Origin of the sequence: Microbacterium sp. Nx66, from assembly GCF_904066215.1 — a bacterium.
In the GTDB taxonomy this organism is placed as follows: domain Bacteria; phylum Actinomycetota; class Actinomycetes; order Actinomycetales; family Microbacteriaceae; genus Microbacterium; species Microbacterium meiriae.
In genome coordinates this window covers 2,359,084-2,375,782 of record NZ_LR880474.1, presented here as the reverse complement: position 1 = coordinate 2,375,782, position 16,699 = coordinate 2,359,084, and the positions used below count along the sequence as shown (strand labels likewise).

16 protein-coding genes and 1 tRNA gene are annotated in these 16,699 nt (G+C 70.0%); 11 read left to right on the top strand and 6 right to left on the bottom strand.

What is annotated here, in order from left to right; translation table 11 throughout:
• Positions 1 to 261: 261 nt before the first annotated feature.
• The 3 genes from MICNX66_RS11355 to MICNX66_RS11345 all read left to right on the top strand — a co-directional run bounded on the left by MICNX66_RS11355 (position 262) and on the right by MICNX66_RS11345 (position 2,967).
• The gene (locus tag MICNX66_RS11355) at positions 262 to 1,167 is read left to right on the top strand and encodes a MetQ/NlpA family ABC transporter substrate-binding protein (RefSeq protein WP_187661971.1); all 906 of its coding nucleotides are present in this window, start codon (positions 262 to 264) and stop codon (positions 1,165 to 1,167) included.
• A 97-nt stretch (positions 1,168 to 1,264) separates the two neighbouring features.
• Positions 1,265 to 2,308 (top strand): methionine ABC transporter ATP-binding protein, encoded by a 1,044-nt coding sequence (locus MICNX66_RS11350; protein WP_187661970.1) that lies wholly within the window; start codon positions 1,265 to 1,267, stop codon positions 2,306 to 2,308.
• Positions 2,308 to 2,967: a methionine ABC transporter permease gene (locus MICNX66_RS11345; protein ID WP_187661969.1), complete on the top strand. Its 660-nt coding sequence runs from the start codon at positions 2,308 to 2,310 to the stop codon at positions 2,965 to 2,967. Before MICNX66_RS11350 ends, MICNX66_RS11345 begins: the two co-directional genes overlap by 1 nt.
• 6 nt (positions 2,968 to 2,973) lie before the next feature.
• On the opposite strand, the gene MICNX66_RS11340 is transcribed toward MICNX66_RS11345, so the two are convergent.
• Both MICNX66_RS11340 and MICNX66_RS11335 read right to left on the bottom strand, forming a co-directional pair.
• Positions 2,974 to 3,897 (bottom strand): pseudouridine synthase, encoded by a 924-nt coding sequence (locus MICNX66_RS11340; RefSeq protein ID WP_187661968.1) that lies wholly within the window; start codon positions 3,895 to 3,897, stop codon positions 2,974 to 2,976.
• 344 nt (positions 3,898 to 4,241) lie between these two features.
• The gene (locus MICNX66_RS11335; RefSeq protein WP_232089054.1) at positions 4,242 to 5,009 is read right to left on the bottom strand and encodes an SDR family oxidoreductase; all 768 of its coding nucleotides are present in this window, start codon (positions 5,007 to 5,009) and stop codon (positions 4,242 to 4,244) included.
• Between the two features lie 45 nt (positions 5,010 to 5,054).
• Between MICNX66_RS11335 and MICNX66_RS11330 the strand changes: the two genes are divergently transcribed.
• Positions 5,055 to 5,525: an RrF2 family transcriptional regulator gene (locus MICNX66_RS11330; protein ID WP_187661966.1), complete on the top strand. Its 471-nt coding sequence runs from the start codon at positions 5,055 to 5,057 to the stop codon at positions 5,523 to 5,525.
• Between the two features lie 236 nt (positions 5,526 to 5,761).
• Here the strand turns inward: MICNX66_RS11330 and MICNX66_RS11325 are convergent, their stop codons facing one another.
• Both MICNX66_RS11325 and MICNX66_RS11320 read right to left on the bottom strand, forming a co-directional pair.
• Positions 5,762 to 6,256, bottom strand: coding sequence for a MarR family winged helix-turn-helix transcriptional regulator (locus MICNX66_RS11325; protein WP_025105633.1), 495 nt, complete (start codon positions 6,254 to 6,256; stop codon positions 5,762 to 5,764).
• The gene (locus MICNX66_RS11320) at positions 6,253 to 6,762 is read right to left on the bottom strand and encodes a GNAT family N-acetyltransferase (protein WP_187661965.1); all 510 of its coding nucleotides are present in this window, start codon (positions 6,760 to 6,762) and stop codon (positions 6,253 to 6,255) included. The genes MICNX66_RS11325 and MICNX66_RS11320 overlap by 4 nt, the downstream gene beginning before the upstream one ends.
• A gap of 123 nt (positions 6,763 to 6,885) precedes the next feature.
• Here MICNX66_RS11320 and MICNX66_RS11315 point away from each other — a divergent pair.
• The 6 genes from MICNX66_RS11315 to MICNX66_RS11290 all read left to right on the top strand — a co-directional run bounded on the left by MICNX66_RS11315 (position 6,886) and on the right by MICNX66_RS11290 (position 12,480).
• A tRNA-Gln gene (locus MICNX66_RS11315) sits at positions 6,886 to 6,957 on the top strand.
• A gap of 1 nt (position 6,958) precedes the next feature.
• A complete protein-coding gene (gene glmU, locus MICNX66_RS11310) occupies positions 6,959 to 8,389 on the top strand; it encodes a bifunctional UDP-N-acetylglucosamine diphosphorylase/glucosamine-1-phosphate N-acetyltransferase GlmU (protein ID WP_187661964.1) in 1,431 nt (476 codons plus the stop codon).
• Between the two features lie 7 nt (positions 8,390 to 8,396).
• The gene (locus MICNX66_RS11305; protein ID WP_187661963.1) at positions 8,397 to 9,431 is read left to right on the top strand and encodes a ribose-phosphate diphosphokinase; all 1,035 of its coding nucleotides are present in this window, start codon (positions 8,397 to 8,399) and stop codon (positions 9,429 to 9,431) included.
• Positions 9,432 to 9,523: 92 nt separating this feature from the next.
• Positions 9,524 to 10,000 (top strand): FMN-binding protein, encoded by a 477-nt coding sequence (locus MICNX66_RS11300; protein ID WP_187661962.1) that lies wholly within the window; start codon positions 9,524 to 9,526, stop codon positions 9,998 to 10,000.
• Between the two features lie 15 nt (positions 10,001 to 10,015).
• On the top strand, positions 10,016 to 10,909 hold the full coding sequence (locus MICNX66_RS11295; protein ID WP_187661961.1) for an FAD:protein FMN transferase: 894 nt from the start codon (positions 10,016 to 10,018) through the stop codon (positions 10,907 to 10,909).
• On the top strand, positions 10,906 to 12,480 hold the full coding sequence (locus tag MICNX66_RS11290; protein ID WP_187661960.1) for an FAD-dependent oxidoreductase: 1,575 nt from the start codon (positions 10,906 to 10,908) through the stop codon (positions 12,478 to 12,480). The genes MICNX66_RS11295 and MICNX66_RS11290 overlap by 4 nt, the downstream gene beginning before the upstream one ends.
• 324 nt (positions 12,481 to 12,804) lie before the next feature.
• Here MICNX66_RS11290 and MICNX66_RS11285 read toward each other — a convergent pair whose 3' ends face one another.
• Both MICNX66_RS11285 and MICNX66_RS11280 read right to left on the bottom strand, forming a co-directional pair.
• Positions 12,805 to 14,292, bottom strand: a complete 1,488-nt coding sequence (locus MICNX66_RS11285) for a sensor histidine kinase (RefSeq protein ID WP_187661959.1) — start codon at positions 14,290 to 14,292, stop codon at positions 12,805 to 12,807.
• 26 nt (positions 14,293 to 14,318) lie between these two features.
• Positions 14,319 to 15,047 carry a response regulator transcription factor gene (locus tag MICNX66_RS11280; RefSeq protein ID WP_136051691.1) on the bottom strand — a complete coding sequence of 243 codons (729 nt, stop codon included), beginning with the start codon at positions 15,045 to 15,047 and terminating at the stop codon, positions 14,319 to 14,321.
• 164 nt (positions 15,048 to 15,211) lie between these two features.
• On the opposite strand from MICNX66_RS11280, the gene MICNX66_RS11275 reads away from it, so the two are divergent.
• Complete coding sequence (locus tag MICNX66_RS11275; RefSeq protein ID WP_187661958.1) at positions 15,212 to 16,681, top strand: ABC transporter permease; 1,470 nt, start codon at positions 15,212 to 15,214, stop codon at positions 16,679 to 16,681.
• The last annotated feature ends 18 nt before the right edge of the window (positions 16,682 to 16,699 follow it).

Sequence of the window (16,699 nt, the reverse complement as noted above, 5' to 3'; positions counted from 1 at the left end):
TTCTCCGGTCGTTGCTGTGGCGCCAGACGGCGCCTTCGCTCGGATGAGCGCGTCGAGCCCAGCACGTGCACCGAATTCTGGCGAAGACTGTTTCCTTGTCTTACGCGATCCGGTGCCGTGGGGAATGCGCCACCGCGGGCTCCACGTACCCCAGCAACCGAGGGTGCCACGCGGCTATGACGCCGTGTGACATCCCGATTCCGCGACAACGCGGCCTCCTGCCTAACGTTGTCGAGTCCCGCCAGGAAGGAACCCCTCATCATGTCCCGCCGCACCACCTCCGCCCTCGCCGCGCTCGCCGCGGTCCCGCTGTTCGTCGCCCTTGCCGGGTGCGCCACCTCGTCCGACGCGGGGTCCGGCGACGGCGGTTCCGAGAACGAGACCGTCAAGATCGGCGTGGTCGGCGAGAGCGACCCGCAGTGGCCCGCTTTCGTGGATGCGGCGGCTGACGCCGGCATCACGGTCGAACTCGTCGACTTCGGCTCGTACGAGCTGCCCAACCCGGCGCTGAGCGAGGGGGAGATCGACCTCAATCAGTTCCAGCACGTCGTGTACCTGGCGCAGTACAACGAGGCCTCGGGGGATGACCTCGCGGCGATCGGTTCGACGCAGATCTACCCGCTCGGTCTCTACTCGACGAAGTACGACTCGGTGAAGGACATTCCTGAGGGGGAGACCGTCGCGGTTCCCGACGACGCCTCCAACCAGGCCCGCGCGCTTCTCGTGCTTCAGGCCGCTGGCCTCGTCGAGCTTAAGGACGGCGGCACGGCTTTCTCTGATCTCGCAGATGTGGACGAGAGCAAGTCGTCGGTCAAGGTCACCGCGCTGGAGGCTGCTCTCACCCCGGAGGCTCTGCCCGACGTGGCTGCGGCCGTCATCAACAACGACTTCGTCGAGGATGCGGGCCTCTCGTTCGACGATGCGCTCTTCACCGACGACCCCGAGGACCCGAGTGCGCTCCAGTATGTGAACATCTTCGCGTCTCGCGCCGAGGACGTCGACAATGAGACGTACCTCAAGCTCGTCGAGATCTTCCAGACCGACGAAGCTGTGCAGGAGGGGCTGGCGAAGTCGTCCGGAGGAACCGGTGTCACTCTGCAGACGCCGGCAGATGAGCTGGCCTCGCTGCTGAAGGACGTCCAGAAGGACGTCGCTGCGAACGGTTGATCAGGTTCACCTGAGAGAATCGGGCGACGCGGACGCGTCGCCCGATTCGTCGTCTCAGGCCGACCCCGCCCTTTCCTCCCTCAAGACCGGAGAACCTATGCCGATCGTCTCCCTCGAGCACGTGTCGAAGAGCTACCCCTCGCCGTCCGCATCCGGCACGCAGATCACCGCCGTCGACGATGTGTCTCTGCAGATCGAGCAGGGAGATGTCTTCGGAATCATCGGCTATTCGGGTGCGGGGAAGTCCACCCTGGTGCGGCTCATCAACGCGTTGGAGCCGGCCTCCGCGGGCCGCATCACCGTCGACGAGGTCGAGATCACCGCACTCAGCGAACGTGAGCTCCGGCGCGTGCGAAGCGGAATCGGGATGATCTTCCAGCAGTTCAACCTCTTCTCATCGAAGAGCGTGCGGGCCAACATCGCGTATCCGCTGAAGCTCGCGGGATGGTCGAAGGCCGACATCGACGCGCGCGTGACCGAGATGCTGTCTTTCGTGGGGCTGAGCGACAAGGCACGCTCGTACCCCGAGCACCTGTCGGGAGGGCAGAAGCAGCGCGTCGGGATCGCGCGGGCGCTCGCGACCAGGCCGGCGATCCTCCTCGCCGACGAAGCGACCAGTGCGCTGGACCCGGAGACGACACATGAGGTCCTCTCCCTGCTCAAGCGCGTCAATGAGGAGCAGGGCGTCACGATCGTCGTCATCACCCACGAGATGGACGTCATCCAGACGCTCGCGACCAGGGTCGCCGTCATGGACCGCGGGCGAGTGATCGAGCAGGGAGACGTGTTCGAGGTCTTCTCCAACCCGCAGCATGCCGCGTCGCAGCGATTCGTCGGTACGGTCGTCAAGGGCGTTCCCTCCCCGTCCGAACGCGCCGTCCTGCGTGAACGGCACCAGGGACGACTCGTAACGTTCTCCTTCCGTGACGGTGGTCCGTCCCAGGCGCAGGTTTTCCTTGAGCTGGCGGAGGCCGGGCTGGAGTTCGAGCTCGTCTTCGGAGGTATCAACGACATCCGCGGTAGGGCCTTCGGCCACTTGACTCTCGCGATCCGCGGGGACGACGCTCGCATCGACGCGACGCTTGCACGGATCTCGGAGCGCATCGAAGTGACGGACATCGACCGCGAGGAGGTGCGCTGATGGATCGTCTGATCGAGTTGGGTCCTGAGTTCTGGACGGCTGCCGTCGAGACGCTTTACATGGTGTCGCTGACGCTGGTGCTGGGCGGTCTGTTGGGAGGCCTGATCGGAGTGGGGCTGTACCTGACACGGCCGGGCGGCATGCTGCAGAACAGAGCGATCTCCGCCGTGCTGAACCTCTTCATCAACTTCTTCCGCCCGATCCCCTTCGTGATCCTCATCACGGTCCTGATCCCGTTCTCCCGATTCATCGTGGGCAGCGGCATCGGCACGAACGCTGCCATCGTCGCCCTGGTGGTGGCGTCGATGTTCGCCATCGGCCGGATCGTCGAGCAGCATCTGGTCGGTGTCTCGCCGGGAGTCATCGAAGCCGCGCGCGCGATGGGAGCCGGACCGTGGCGAACCCTCCTCACGGTGGTGATCCCCGAGGCGCTTGGGCCGCTAATCCTGGGATACACATTCGTGATCGTGGCGCTTATCGATATGACGGCGATGGCGGGTTACATCGGCGCAGGCGGGCTGGGAAACTTTGCGTTGACGTACGGCCGACGCCAGTTCGAGCCTGTCGTGATGTGGGCGGCTGTGCTCCTCATCGTCGTGTTCGTGCACGTGGCTCAGACGCTCGGCACCCGGCTCGCGCGGAAGGTCATGCGCCGCTGAGGCCGATCAGCGTGCCGGGGCCTCCTGCAGGCTCCGGCGCGTGGTGAACGTGCGCTCCTGCCCGCTCAGCGGGTCGGTGAACCGGAGCTCGCGTGCGAGGAGCTGGAGCGGGCGGGTGAAGTCGTCCGGACGCTCCGGCTGCAGCACGGGGTAGAAGCCGTCGTGGAGGATGCCGAGGCCGAGCGCGGCGAGGTGCACGCGGAGCTGGTGCATCTTCCCGCTGTGCGGACGGAGAAGCGTGTGCACGACGCGGTCGTCGGTGGCGATGACCTCGATCAGCGTCTCGGAGTTCGGCTCGCCGTCCTCATCCACCTGCACGCACACCTGACCGCGGAGCTTCTCGATGCGGTTGCGGTAGACGAGCGGGAACCGCGACGGATCCCAGTCCGCCGGGCGCGCGGAGACGGCCTCGTAGACCTTCTCCACGCGGCGGTCCTCGAAGAGCAGTTGGTAGGCGCCGCGGGTGGCAGGGCGGGCGGAGAACATCAGCAGCCCCGCCGTGGCCCGGTCGAGGCGGTGGATGGGCGTGAGATCCGGGTTGCCGAGACGGTTGCGCAGCCGGACGAGGGCGGAGTTCTGCAGGTACTTGCCGCCCGGCGTGGTGGGGAGGAAGTGCGGCTTGTCCACCACCACCAGGTGCTCGTCCTGGTGCAGGATCTCCTCGGCGAACGGGATCTCCTTCTCGGCCGGAGGCTCCCGGTAGTACCAGACGAACTCCTCGGCGCCGAGAGGCGTGTCCCGGGAGAGCGGCCGGCCGTCGCGCGCGACGATCTCCCCGCGGTCGAAGCGCACGAGCAGCCGCTCCGGATCCAGGTGGAAGAACCGCTCGACCATGTAGGCGGCGACGGTGGGCCATGCACCCGTCATCGGCACGTGCAGCCGGGTCGCGCCGACCCCGTCGCGCACGGGAAGCGGGGAGGGCATGCCCATGTCTCGGCCTTCGGAGCAGGGGTCGCGCGGCCGCGACCGGGTGCTTCCAGCCTAGGCGACCGGCCGGGCAGAGTCCGTGGGCCGCGGCCGCCACTCATCCCGCCTCGGTTGCACGATCCGGTTGCGCCTGCACGACCGTTTCGGGGATCTCGTCCCACGTCCGGACCCTGGTCGTGCATCCGGAGTGGTGGGGGCCCGACCGGAGACAGGGTCGCTGTCCGCCTCGGCCGCACGATCCGGTCGCGCCTGCACGACCGTTCCGGGGTTTTCGTCCCACGATCGGACCCTGGTCGTGCATCCGGAGCGAGGGGACCGGAGACGGAGCCCCGGAACCGGTCGGGGTGTCAGCGGGTTTCGGTGGACAGCCAGTCGTCGAAGGTCGTCGGCGCCGTCCGCGCGTCGTCGCCGGGAAGCAGCACCTCACCCGCGAACTCGACGCCGAGCGCGGCACCCTTCCACGCGGCGCGCAGCGGAAGCTCACGCCCCCACGCGGCGAGGGTGCGGCGCGCCATGTCGACGGCGTCCTCCGTGCGGGGTCCGGCGATGTCGAACGAGCCGCCGAGCGCCGGCGACTCCGCGGCGTCGACGAGGGCGACGGCCACGTCTGCGGGCGCGATGGGCTGCAGCAGCAGAGGGGGCACGATGCCTTCGCCGTCCTCGATGCTCCACTCGGCGATCATCGCGGGGAAGTCGTGGAACTGCGTCGCCCGCACGATGGTGAACGGCACGGCGCCGCGCGTGACCTCACGCTCCTGGGCGCGCTTACCCGCATAATGCGGATTGCCGCGCACGCGATCGAGCGCCGCGATCGAGAGGGCCACGTGGTGGCCGACCCCGGCTTCGTCCTCGGCGGTGAGCAGCGTGCGGCTGAGCGTGGTGAACACCCGCTCGGCCTCGGCGACGTCGGACACCGGGGGATTCGTCGCATCGACGACCGCATCCACCCCGCGTAGCAAAGCGGCGAGGCCTTCGCCCGTGGTCAGATCGACGCCCTCGCTGCGGCTGAGTGACAGCGGATCGTGCCTCCGACGCCAGGCCTCTTCGACGACCAGTCGCCCGATCCGTCCCGTTCCTCCTGCGACCGCGATGCGCATGCCCGCTCCTTCAATCATGGATATTGTGTGTCCACAATAGGGCGGTCCCGATACGATGGGCAAGTGAAACTCCCCGAGACCTCCGAGTGGGTGCTGCACACCGTCGCGGTGATCGCTCAGCTCCCCGCGGGGTCGACGGTGTCCGGAGCGCAGCTCGCCGAGCATTTCGGGGTGCCGGGGCCGTATCTGTCGAAGCAGCTCGCCAAGCTCGTCCGCGCCGGAATCCTCACAGGCAGCACGGGACCCCGCGGTGGTTTCCGTCTGGCCAGGGAGCCCGAGAGCATCAGCATCCTCGATCTCGTCTCCGCGGTGGACGGCGCCGCCGACCCCTACATCTGCCGCGAACTCCGTCAGCAGGGGAGGGGCGCCGCCCGCCCGGAGGACTGCACCGCGCCGTGCGGACTCGCCGTCGTGATGCGCCGCGCCCACGACGCCTGGCGGGCTTCGCTGAAGGCAGTGTCGATCGCCGAGGTCGTCGCCACGCTCCCGGACACCGTCCCGGCCAAGAACCGGCGCCTCCTCCTCGGTCCCTGACCTACCCGTTCGCACGATCCGTGCCGGGTCGTGTCCTGCGACGTCTGCACGACCCGGGTCCGGATGCACGACCCGTGTCGGATCGGTCCTGCGACGTCTGCACGACCCGGGTCCGGATGCACGACCAGGTGACCACTTCTCCCGGGCAGCCGTGCACGGATCGTGCAGGCGGAACAGACCGGACGGGTCGGACGGAACGGACGGAACAGGCCGAACCGAACCACTCCAGGATCGGGTCAGGTGTCGAAGCTGAGGCTCAGTTTCCGCAGCAGGGCGGCCAGCCGGTCACGGTCGGCGCGGGAGAGGGCGCGCAGGAGGTCGGCCTCGGCGTCCACGAGCCGGGTGATCGCGGCGTCCACGCGGACCCGGCCGTCGTCAGTCAGGGTCACGAGCACGCTGCGGCCATCCGCCGGGTCGGCCTCGCGGCGCACGAAGCGGCGGCCGACGAGGCGGTCGATGCGGTTGGTCATGGTTCCGCTCGACACGAGGGTCTGCTGCAGGAGCTGCTTGGGCGAGAGCTGGAACGGGGAACCCGCCCGGCGCAGCGCCGACAGCACATCCCACTCCCACGGCTCCAGGTCGCTCCGACGGAACACCTCGCGGCGTGCACGGTCGAGGTGCCGCGAGAGGCGATCCATGCGGGACAGCACCTCGAGCGGGGAGAAGTCGAGGTCGGGGCGCTGCGTGTTCCACGCACCGACGATCCGATCGACCTCATCCGCCTCGCTCATCCGTTCATTATCGCGTGCGGCGGAGTCGTGGCTGCGGAGGGCGCGGGGAGCAGCATCGTGAGGAACGCGCTGTGCGGGTCGGGCAGGTACGAGCCGAACGGCGCGCCCTCCCGAAACCCGGCGGCGGTGTACATGGCCAGGGCGGGAGCGAAGAAGGGGTCCTTGCCGGTCTCCAGCGAGAGGCGACCGATGCCTCGCGCGGCCGCGTCGTCGAGGAGGTGGCCGAGCATCGTGCGCCCGAACCCGCGCCCGCGGAACGCCGGGTCGGTGCGCATCGACTTCAGCTCCTCGTGTCCGTCGGCCACCACGGCCAGCGCACCGGTCGCGGCGATCCGTCCGTCGACGATCCCCGTGAAAAACCGGACGCGAGGAGTGAGGAGCCGGTCGAGCGGAAGCGCATGCTGGCTCTCCGGCGGAGCGGTGCCCTCCATCTCCGCATGGTGAGCGGCGATGAAGGCCGCGATCTCGGGGGTGGCGACGGTGACGCGCTCGATCACGATGGTCATCGCCCCAGCATCGCAGAGCGGTGTTTCGGGCGGATGACGGGCCGGTGCGACGCGGGTCGCACACACAGGAACGGACACCGGGACGTGGCAGACTTATCGGGCGGTGCCCCGGGGGTGCCGCGGTCCGCCGTGGTGTAATGGCAGCACGACAGCCTTTGGAGCTGTGAGGTCTAGGTTCGAGTCCTGGCGGCGGAGCATGACTGAGAACAACCTCGCCGTCGTCGTCCTCGCCGCAGGCCAAGGCACGCGCATGAAGTCGCGCCTGCCGAAGGTGCTGCACCGGATCGGCGGGCGTCCGCTCGTCGGACACGTGCTGACGACCGCGACCCGCCTGCACCCGGCGCACATCGAGGTGGTCGTGCGGCACGAGCGCGATCAGGTCGTCTCCGCGCTGCATGAGGACTACCCGGATGCGGTCTTCGTCGATCAGGACGAGGTTCCCGGCACGGGGCGCGCGGTCCAGGTGGCGGTGGATGCCCTTCCCGCCGACTTCGACGGCGACGTGCTCGTGCTCTCCGGCGACTGCCCGCTGGCCGATGCCGAGACGCTGTCGACGTTCCTCGCCGAGCACCGCGCCTCCGGAGCGCCGGCGACCCTCATGACCGCCCTCGTCGATGACCCCACCGGCTACGGGCGGGTCATCCGCGACGCCGACGGCACGGTCGACCGCATCGTCGAGCAGAAGGACGCGACGGAGGAGGAGGCCGCCGTCAGCGAGATCAACGCAGGAATGTACGTCTTCCGTGCCGCCACGCTGCGCAGCTACCTGCCCCGCCTCGGTGTCGACAACGCGCAGGGCGAGATGTACCTCACGGATGTGCCCGGCCTCGTGCGCCGGGACGGCGACCGGGTCGCCGCCTCGATCGTCTCGGACGTCGAGGTCACGTTCGGGGTCAACGACCGCGCCCAGCTCGCCGAGGTCGGCCGGCGCCTGAACGCCCGCATCGTGCGCCGCTGGCAGCTCGAGGGCGTCACGATCGTCGACCCGGCCACGACCTGGATCGACGACGACGCCACGCTCGCCCCGGACGTCACCGTGCTCCCGAACACGCAGATCCTGCGCGCGACGACGATCGCCGCGGGAGCGACGATCGGCCCGGACACCACGCTCGTCGACTGCGAGGTGGGGGAGGACGCGGTCGTCCGCCGCACCGACGCGACCCTGGCCGTGATCGGTGCCGAGGCGACCGTCGGCCCGTTCTCGTACCTCCGCGCCGGTACCGTGCTCGGCCCGAAGGGCAAGATCGGCGCCTACGTCGAGACGAAGAACGCCGAGATCGGCGAGGGCAGCAAGGTCCCGCACCTGTCGTACGTCGGTGATGCGACCATCGGCCGCGGGGTGAACCTCGGGGCGAGCACCATCACCGCCAACTACGACGACGTCAACAAGCACCGCACGGAGATCGGCGACGAGGTGCACACGGGCTCGCACACGGTGCTGGTCGCGCCCGTTAGGCTTGGTCCTGGTGCGAAGACCGGCGCCGGCGCCGTCGTCCGCAAGGACGTCCCGGCCGGTGCTCTGGCCATGAGCGTGGCCCCCCAGCGCAACATCGAGGGGTGGGTCGAGAAGAACAGAGCAGGGACGGGCGCGGCGGATGCCGCGGCCCGGGAGAATTCGGCGGAATAGGCGGAGCATGGCCCGGAAGAAGAAGACGGTCGACCTGGATCGCGACAACGGCGTGGCCCCCGGCCTCGTCGCCAAGACGAAGAAGCGTCTGGTCATCGCGGGTGGTCGATCGCATCCCGAGCTGACCGCGGCCGTCGCCGCCTCGCTCGGCACCGAGATCGCTCCGGTCGAGCACCGCACCTTCGCCTCCGGCGAGATCTACGCCCGCTTCGAGGTCTCGATCCGCGGCTGCGACCTCTTCCTCGTGCAGACGTTCGGCGAGCCGGTCAACGAGTGGCTCATGGAGACGCTCATCATGATCGACGCCGCCAAGCGCGCCTCGGCCAAGCGGATCACCGTCGTCGCCCCCTACTATCCGTATTCGCGTCAGGACAAGAAGGGCCGCGGCCGCGAGCCCATCAGCGCCCGCCTCGTCGCCGATCTGCTCAAGACGGCCGGCGCCGACCGCGTCATGAGCGTCGACCTGCACGCCGCCCAGATCCAGGGCTTCTTCGACGGCCCCGTCGACCACCTCTTCGCCAAGCCGGTGCTCCTCGACCACTTCGAGCGCACACTCACCCCGGAGGACCGCGAGATCCTCACGGTGGTGTCCCCGGACATGGGACGCGTCCGCGTGGCCGACACCTGGTCGGACAGCCTCGGGGCGCCGCTCGCGATCATCCACAAGCGCCGCGACCCGAAGGTCGCCAACCAGGTCTCGGTGCACGAGATCGTCGGCACCGTCGAGGGGCGCACCTGCCTCCTCGTCGACGACATGATCGACACCGGCGGCACGATCGTCAAGGCGGCGCAGGCGCTCAAGGCGAACGGCGCGCACCGCGTGATCGTCGCCGCGACCCACGCGATCTTCAGCGACCCGGCGTCCGAGCGGCTGCAGGACGCGGCCATCGACGAGGTCGTCGTCACGGACACCATCCCGCTCTCGGAATCGCGCCGCTGGGAGACGCTGACCGTGCTGCCGATCGCGCCGCTGCTGGCCCGCGCGATCCACGAGGTCTTCGAGGACGGCTCCGTCACGAGCATGTTCGGCGGGGACGCGTAACGCATCGGGACGGCACAGCCCGTGCATAGCCGGGCTGCTTACGGTCGAGTCATCGACGGAAGAGTCGACCGACGCCGACCACGGAGGACCCCATGATCCGCACGACCGTTCCCACCTCTGTCCGCACCGGCACTGCCCTCCTCGGGGTCGCAGGGCTGTTCGTCCTCGCCGGATGCTCGTCGACCGGCGACGCCGCAGACACCTCGACCGGCACCGACGAGACCGCGGGGTCGAGCTCCTCGTCCTCGTCGAGCGGGGGTGACGCCTCCGGCACCTACACCGACGGCACGTACACCGCCGACGGCTCGTACCAGACCCCGGAGACGGTGGAGGAGATCACCGTCACGCTCACGCTCGCCGACGGCGTCGTGACGGAGGTCGAGGTGTCGGGCGACCCGAAGGCCCCGGAGACCGAGCGGTACCAGGGCGAGTTCATCGACGGGATCGCCGACGAGGTCGTGGGGAAGCCGATCGACGAGCTGAACGTCAGCCGCGTCGCCGGGTCGTCGCTCACGAGCGGCGGCTTCAACGACGCCGTGGCCTCCATCAAGGAGCAGGCCGCCGCCTAGGCGCGAGGCGTCCTCATGGGGGAGTGGCGATTCGAGGCGATCGGCACCGGGTGGGAGATCGAGACCGGCGCCCCGCTCACGGATGACGTCCGCGCGGCCGTGACAGTGGAGATCGAGCGGTTCGATCGCGCCTGGTCCCGGTTCCGCGACGACTCCGATGTGGCCCGGCTCGGACGGTCGGGCGGCTCGCTGTCCTCGCCGGACGCGGGGCCGATGCTCGACGCCTATCGCGATCTCGATGCCGCCACGGCCGGTGCCGTGAACCCCCTGGTCGCCGACAGCCTGGAGGCCCTGGGCTATGACGCCGCGTATTCGCTGCGGGCCGGGGAGCCCCGCCCCGCTCCCGCGTCCTGGACATCCCTGCTGACCTGGTCGGCGGACACGGTCGAGGCGCACGATCCCGCCCTCCTCGACGTGGGCGCCCTCGGCAAGGGACGTCTCGTCGACCGCGTGATGGCGGTGCTGGCCGACATCCCCGGTGATGTTGTCGTGGATGCCGGTGGGGACATCCGCGTGCGGGGTGCCGGCGTGCGCATCGCGCTCGAGCACCCGTTCGATGCGCGGAAGGCGATCGGCGTCGTCGAGGTCGCTGACGGAGCGTTGTGCGCATCGGCCGTCAACCGAAGGGCCTGGGGCGAGGGCCTCCACCACGTGCTCGATGCGCGGACAGGACAGCCCGTCCGCACCTGGGCGGCGACGTGGGCACTGGCCCCGGAGGCGATGAGGGCAGATGCCGTGGCCACCGCGCTGTTCTTCGACGGCGGCCCGGAGCTGGCCACCCGCTGGGGCGTCGAATGGGTGCGCATGACCACCGACGGCCGTGTGCAGCGCTCGCCGGGCTGCCAGGCCGAGCTCTTCACCGCAGCTCGTGCGCGAGCCGCCGGAACCGTGGGAGACAGGACACCATGACCACTGCCTTCGCCGCCGCCCGCCAGCGCGTCCTCGCCGTCCTCGGCGCGCTGTCGATGTACCGCCTCGTGCTGTTCGCGCTGACGGCACTCGCGCTCATCGCCCTCGTGCTCTCCCTGCTCGGGGTGATCGTCTCTCCGACCCCGGTCGAGCTGCTGGCCTCCTTCGCGGTGCTGGCGGTGGCGATCGCCGCCGTGGACGCGGTCGCCCAGCGCCTGCTTCGCCTTCCGTGGCGCGTCGAGTCGTCCCTCGTCACCGCCCTCATCCTCTTGTTCGTGCTGCGTCCTGGTATCGAGCCGCCGGCCCTGCTCGGCCTCGCGATCGCCGGCGCGGTGGCGAGCGCGTCCAAGTACCTCATCGCCTGGCGGGGACGACACATCTTCAATCCGGCCGCGTTCGGCGCCGCGGTGGTGTCGATCCTCGGAGCGTTCGGCGCGTTCAGCTGGCTCGGCACCTCGTCGTCGTGGTGGGTCGGCACACCGGTTCTCGTGATCCCTGTCGTCCTCCTCGGGCTGGCCGTGCTGTGGCGCACGGAGAAGGTCGGCGTCGTCCTCCTGTTCCTCGTCGTCGCCGTGGCCACGTCGATCGTGCGGCAGGCGGTGCAGGCCGGGCAGTTCGACGTCTCCTTCGATCTCACGACGGCACTGTCGTTCGCAGTGCTCCAGTCGCCGTTCCTCTTCCTCGGCGCGTTCATGCTGTCGGAGCCGTTGACGCTGCCGCCGCGGCGTCGTCAGCAGCTCGTCGTCGCCGTCGTGGTCGGGCTCCTCGCGGGGTGGCCGATCTCGGTGGGGGGCCTCTTCACGCTCGGGCAGGAGCGCGCCCTGCTCATCGGCAACCTCGTGGCCTTCGCGTTCGCCCTCCGCGGTTCGGTGCGCCTCGTCCTCGAGCGCCGCGACTTCGTGACGCCGACCGCGCAGGAGCTCACGTTCCGGGCGAAGGGCCGCGTGCGGTTCCTGCCCGGGCAGTACCTCGAGCTCGATGTCCCGCATCGGCGCCCTGACGCGCGGGGGACGCGCCGCGAGTTCAGCATCGTGTCCGCCCCCGCCGACCTCCCGACACTCCGCATCGCCTACAAGAACGGCGACCAGCAGCATCCGTCGAGCTACAAGCGCGCTCTCGCGGCGGCCGCGCCCGGCGCGACCTTCGCGGTGACGGGCACCTGGGGCGATTTCATCCTGCCGCGTGGCGAGCAACCGGTACTCATGGTGGCGGCCGGCATCGGTGTGACACCGTTCGTCTCGCAGCTTCGGCAGCTCCAGGCGACGGGGCAGCGGCGTGACATCGTTCTCGTCTATGTGGCGTCCTCGGCGGAGGAGCTCGCCTTCCGGGACGAGCTGGCCGCGACGGGTGTGCGCACGGTCGTGTTCACCCGCGACGAGCCGGCCGACCTTCCTCCGCACTGGACGTGGGGGCAGGGGGCGCGCCTGGACGCGGGGACCCTGGAGAGCGCGGTGGACGACCTCTCGGCGCGGCACGCGTTCATCTCCGGCCCGCCGCGGCTCATCGCCGACCTCGCGCCCGCGCTGCAGAAGGCCCGTTCCCTCACCACGGACGCCTTCGCCGGCTACTGACCCGGATCGTCTTCCCTTCCCTCGGCCTGGGATTTGCGACGCCTGCACGACCCCGCGACACCCGCACGACGGAATCCCCGGTCTCGTCGTGCATCCGCCCCCGGATCGTGCAGGCGGCCCGGCCACGACAGAACGCGGACGGACGGATCGGTCGTGCGGACGGGACAGGATCGTGCGGGTGAGCACGGGCTCGGCTCGACCTCGGACACCGGCCGGGGGGCACCCGCAGGACCTGGCCACGGGTGCACGACGGGATGGACGGATCGGTCGTGCGGACGGGGTCGGGTCGTGCAGGTGGGCGCGACAGAAGTCGGAACCCCCGGGTCAGTCGGGCGGGGTCTCGCCGGGGGGAGTCATCGGGATACGGACCGTGAAGGTCGTGTCGCCGGGCTCGCTCTCGACCGAGATGCGGCCGTGATGACCCTCCACGATGGCCTTGACGATCGCGAGACCGAGCCCGGTGCCGCCGGTCTGCCGGGCGCGGGAGCTGTCCCCGCGGGCGAACCGGGCGAAGAGCTCGTCGCGGAGGGCGGGATCGATCCCCGGGCCGTCGTCGTGCACGCGCAGCACGGCCTCGTCGCCCTCCCGAGCCACGCTCAACGTCACCGTGGTCCCCGCGGGGGTGTGCGTCCGGGCGTTGGCGAGCAGGTTCGCGACGACCTGATGCAGGCGCCCCGCATCACCGACGACGGTCACCGGCTCGTCCGGCACCTCGATGTTCCAGTGATGGTCGGCCGCCGTCGGCCGCGCATCCGAGAGGCCCTCGAGGGCGAGCTGGGCGAGGTCGACCGTGCCGTACACGAGCTCACGGCCCTCGTCGAGGCGGGCGAGGAGCAGGAGGTCCTCCACGAGTCGCGTCATCCGCAGCGACTGCGCCTGGATGCGCTCCAAGGAGGAGGTCGTGCCCTCGATGACCGCGTCTTCCTTCGTCGCCTCCGGCGCCTGACGCAGTGCCCGCAGCGAGAGCTCCGAGTAGCCGCGGATCGAGGCCAGAGGCGTACGCAGCTCATGGCTCGCGTCGGCGACGAACCGGCGCATCTGCTCCTCGTTCTTCTGTCGCGCCGAGAGGGACGTGTCCACGTGGTCGAGCAGCTTGTTGAGCGCGGCGCCGACGAGCCCGGTCTCCGTCCGCGGATCGGCCTCGCTCGCCGGCACGCGCTCGGTGATGCTGACCTCGCCGCGGTCGAGCTGCTGATTGGCGACCCTCGTCGCGGTCGCTGCGACCGCGCGCAGCGGCCGCAGCCCCACGCGGATCGTGACCGCCGTGGTGAGGGCGAGGAGGATCAGGCCGCCCGCCGTGGCGAGCAGGATCACGGTGAGGAGCTGCGTGAGCTGATTCTGGACATCGTCGCGGGGGAGGCCCGTTACGACGACGACGCCGTTGCTCGCGGTGGTCGCGACGACCCGATACGAGCCGAGGCCGTCGAAGGAGACCGTGGCGGGGGTGCCGAGCGCGACCGTGCCGTAGAGCTGCTGCAGCTGATCGGGGGTGAGCGGCTGCGGCGCGCTGTTCAGCGCCCCGCGGCTGTCCTCGAAGGCGACGCCGCTCGGTCCCGCGATGGGGCTGCCGAGCGACAGCAGCAGCCCGGGCATGGGGTCCAGGCGATACAGGATGTTGTCGACAGTGGCCTCGGACGGCGCGATCCCCTCCACGATCCGATCCCTGATCGTCGCGGCGTAGCTCTTCACCTTGTTGTCGAGCTGGTCCTCCAGCGTGCTGCCGAGGGTGGCGCTGGTGATGACGGCGACGATGACGAGGATCAGCGACACGAACCCGATCACCGCGGTCATCAGCCGCGTCTGCAGGCTCATGGGCCGTCGCGTCACCGTCGCTCCGCTCACTGCGGGGCCTTGATCATGTAGCCGACGCCGCGCACAGTGTGCAGGAGGGGCGTGCGGCCGGCGTCGATCTTCTTCCGGAGATAGGAGATGTAGAGCTCCACGACCGACGACTTGCCACCGAAGTCGTAGCTCCAGACGCGGTCCAGGATCTGCGCCTTGGACAGCACCCGGCGCTCGTTGCGCATGAGGTACCGCAGCAGCTCGAACTCGGTCGCGGTCAGCTCGATCTCCACGCCGTCCCGGACGACCTCGTGGCTGTCCTCGTTGAGCGTGAGATCGGCGACCCGGAGGATCGACTGCCCGTCGTCGGCGCTGGCGTGCCCGGTGCGCCGGATGATCGCACGGAGCCGGGCGATCACCTCCTCCAGGCTGAACGGCTTGGTCACATAGTCGTCGCCCCCGGCGGTGAGCCCGGCGACGCGGTCGCCCACGGCGTCCTTCGCCGTCAGGAAGAGGACGGGGACGAGGTTGCCCGCTTCGCGGAGCCGCTTGAGCACGGCCATCCCGTCGAGGTCGGGCATCATGATGTCGAGCACGAGGGCGTCCGGCTCGAACTCCTTCGCGACCTGGAGCGCCTCGAGGCCGGAGGACGCGGTGCGCACCTCCCAGCCCTCCATGCGCAGGGCCATGGCGAGCAGATCGGTGAGCATCTGCTCGTCGTCCACGGCGAGGATGCGCAGAGGGGAGCCGTCGGGGCGGCGCAGTTCGGGCAGGTCGCTGGTCATGCCTCTATTCTGCGGAACTTCCTATGTGATTTCTATGGAACGGGCTATGGGTTCTCTGGGAGATGTCCGCCTCATAGAACCCTCATCATCCGTCCCTCGGATCCGCATAACGGTCGTCCCTAGCGTCGGTTCCGCGCCGCGATCGTCGCGGCGGGAGGAGAGACATGTACGGACGATATCTGCGGCGCGAACTCGCGTGCCGCAAGAAGCAGACGGCGATCGTGGCCATCGGGCTCGCGATCGCGATCGGACTGGTGATCGTGGTGAACGCCCTGACGACCGGTGTGCGCGACGCCCAGACCCAGTCGCTGGCAGCGGTCTACGGAGTGGGGACGGATCTCACCGTCACCGGCGCCGCCGCGGAACCGGGCGACGGGACGGGCCCGCGGTTCGACTTCGACGAGGACGCGGGGGAGAGCGACGGCGAGACCACGACCCTGGAGCAGTCGACCCTGCGCACGGACTTCGGCCGGACGACGCTCGATGCCGCGGTGCTGGACACGGTGGCCGGTACCGACGGCGTCGCCGCCGCGACCGGTGCGCTGAGCCTGACGAACTCGACCTTCTCCGGTGAGCTGCCGAGCGGCGGCTTCGGCGGGCAGGACGGCGCGGAGGGCGGCGAGGCGCCTGCGGAGGGCCAGGCTCCTCCGCAGGGCGGCGGTGGCGGTGGCGGTGGCGGTGCGTTCGGCATCGACTCGTTCACCGTCCTCGGCATCGACCCGTCCGCGACGGAGGTCGGCCCGCTGGCCTCCGCCGAGATCGGCGAGGGGCGTGGGCTGGACGCCGACGACAACGGAGCCCTCGTCGCGCTGGTGGACAGCACGTACGCCGCGAGCGAAGACATCGCCGTCGGCGACACCCTGGACGTCGCGGGTTCCGACGTCGAGGTCGTCGGCCTCCTCACCTCGGCGTCGGATGCCGCAGACACCGCGGCGGACGTCTACCTCCCGCTCGACACCGCGCAGGAGCTGGCCGGCGTGGAGGACGTGATCTCCACGGTGTACGTGCAGGCGGATTCGGCGGCGTCCCTCGACGAGGTGCAGACGGCCTTGGCGGAGGAGCTTCCCGACGCCACCGTCTCCTCCCAGTCCGAGCTCGCTGCGACCGTGTCCGGCTCGCTCTCGAACGCGACGGCGCTCGTCACGAATCTCGGCACCTGGCTGTCGATCATCGTCCTCGCCGTCGCCGTGCTGCTCTCGGTGCTCCTCACCCTCTCCGGCGTCGGCCGTCGCACCCGTGAGTTCGGCACCCTGAAGGCGATGGGGTGGTCGAACGGCCGCGTCGTGCGTCAGGTCGCCGGGGAGTCGATGGTGCAGGGACTCCTCGGAGGAGCGGCAGGTCTCGTGCTCGGCCTCGCCGGGATCCTGATCATCACCGTCGCGCAGCCGAGCGTAGCCGCCGGCTCCGCGGCCGTCGGCGGAGGCCCGGAGGGAGGAGGCGGCTTCGGTGGCCCCGGTGGCATGGCCCCGGGCGCGGAGACCGCCACCGACATCGTGCTGCAGGCACCGCTGACCCCCTGGGTGCTCGTCGCCGCCGTGGGCCTCGCGGTGCTGGGCGGGCTCGTCGCCGGCGCCTTCGGAGGCTGGCGGGCGGCGCGACTGAGCCCGGCAGAGGCCCTGCGGTCCGTCGCATGAGCGGCGTCGCGAACCACA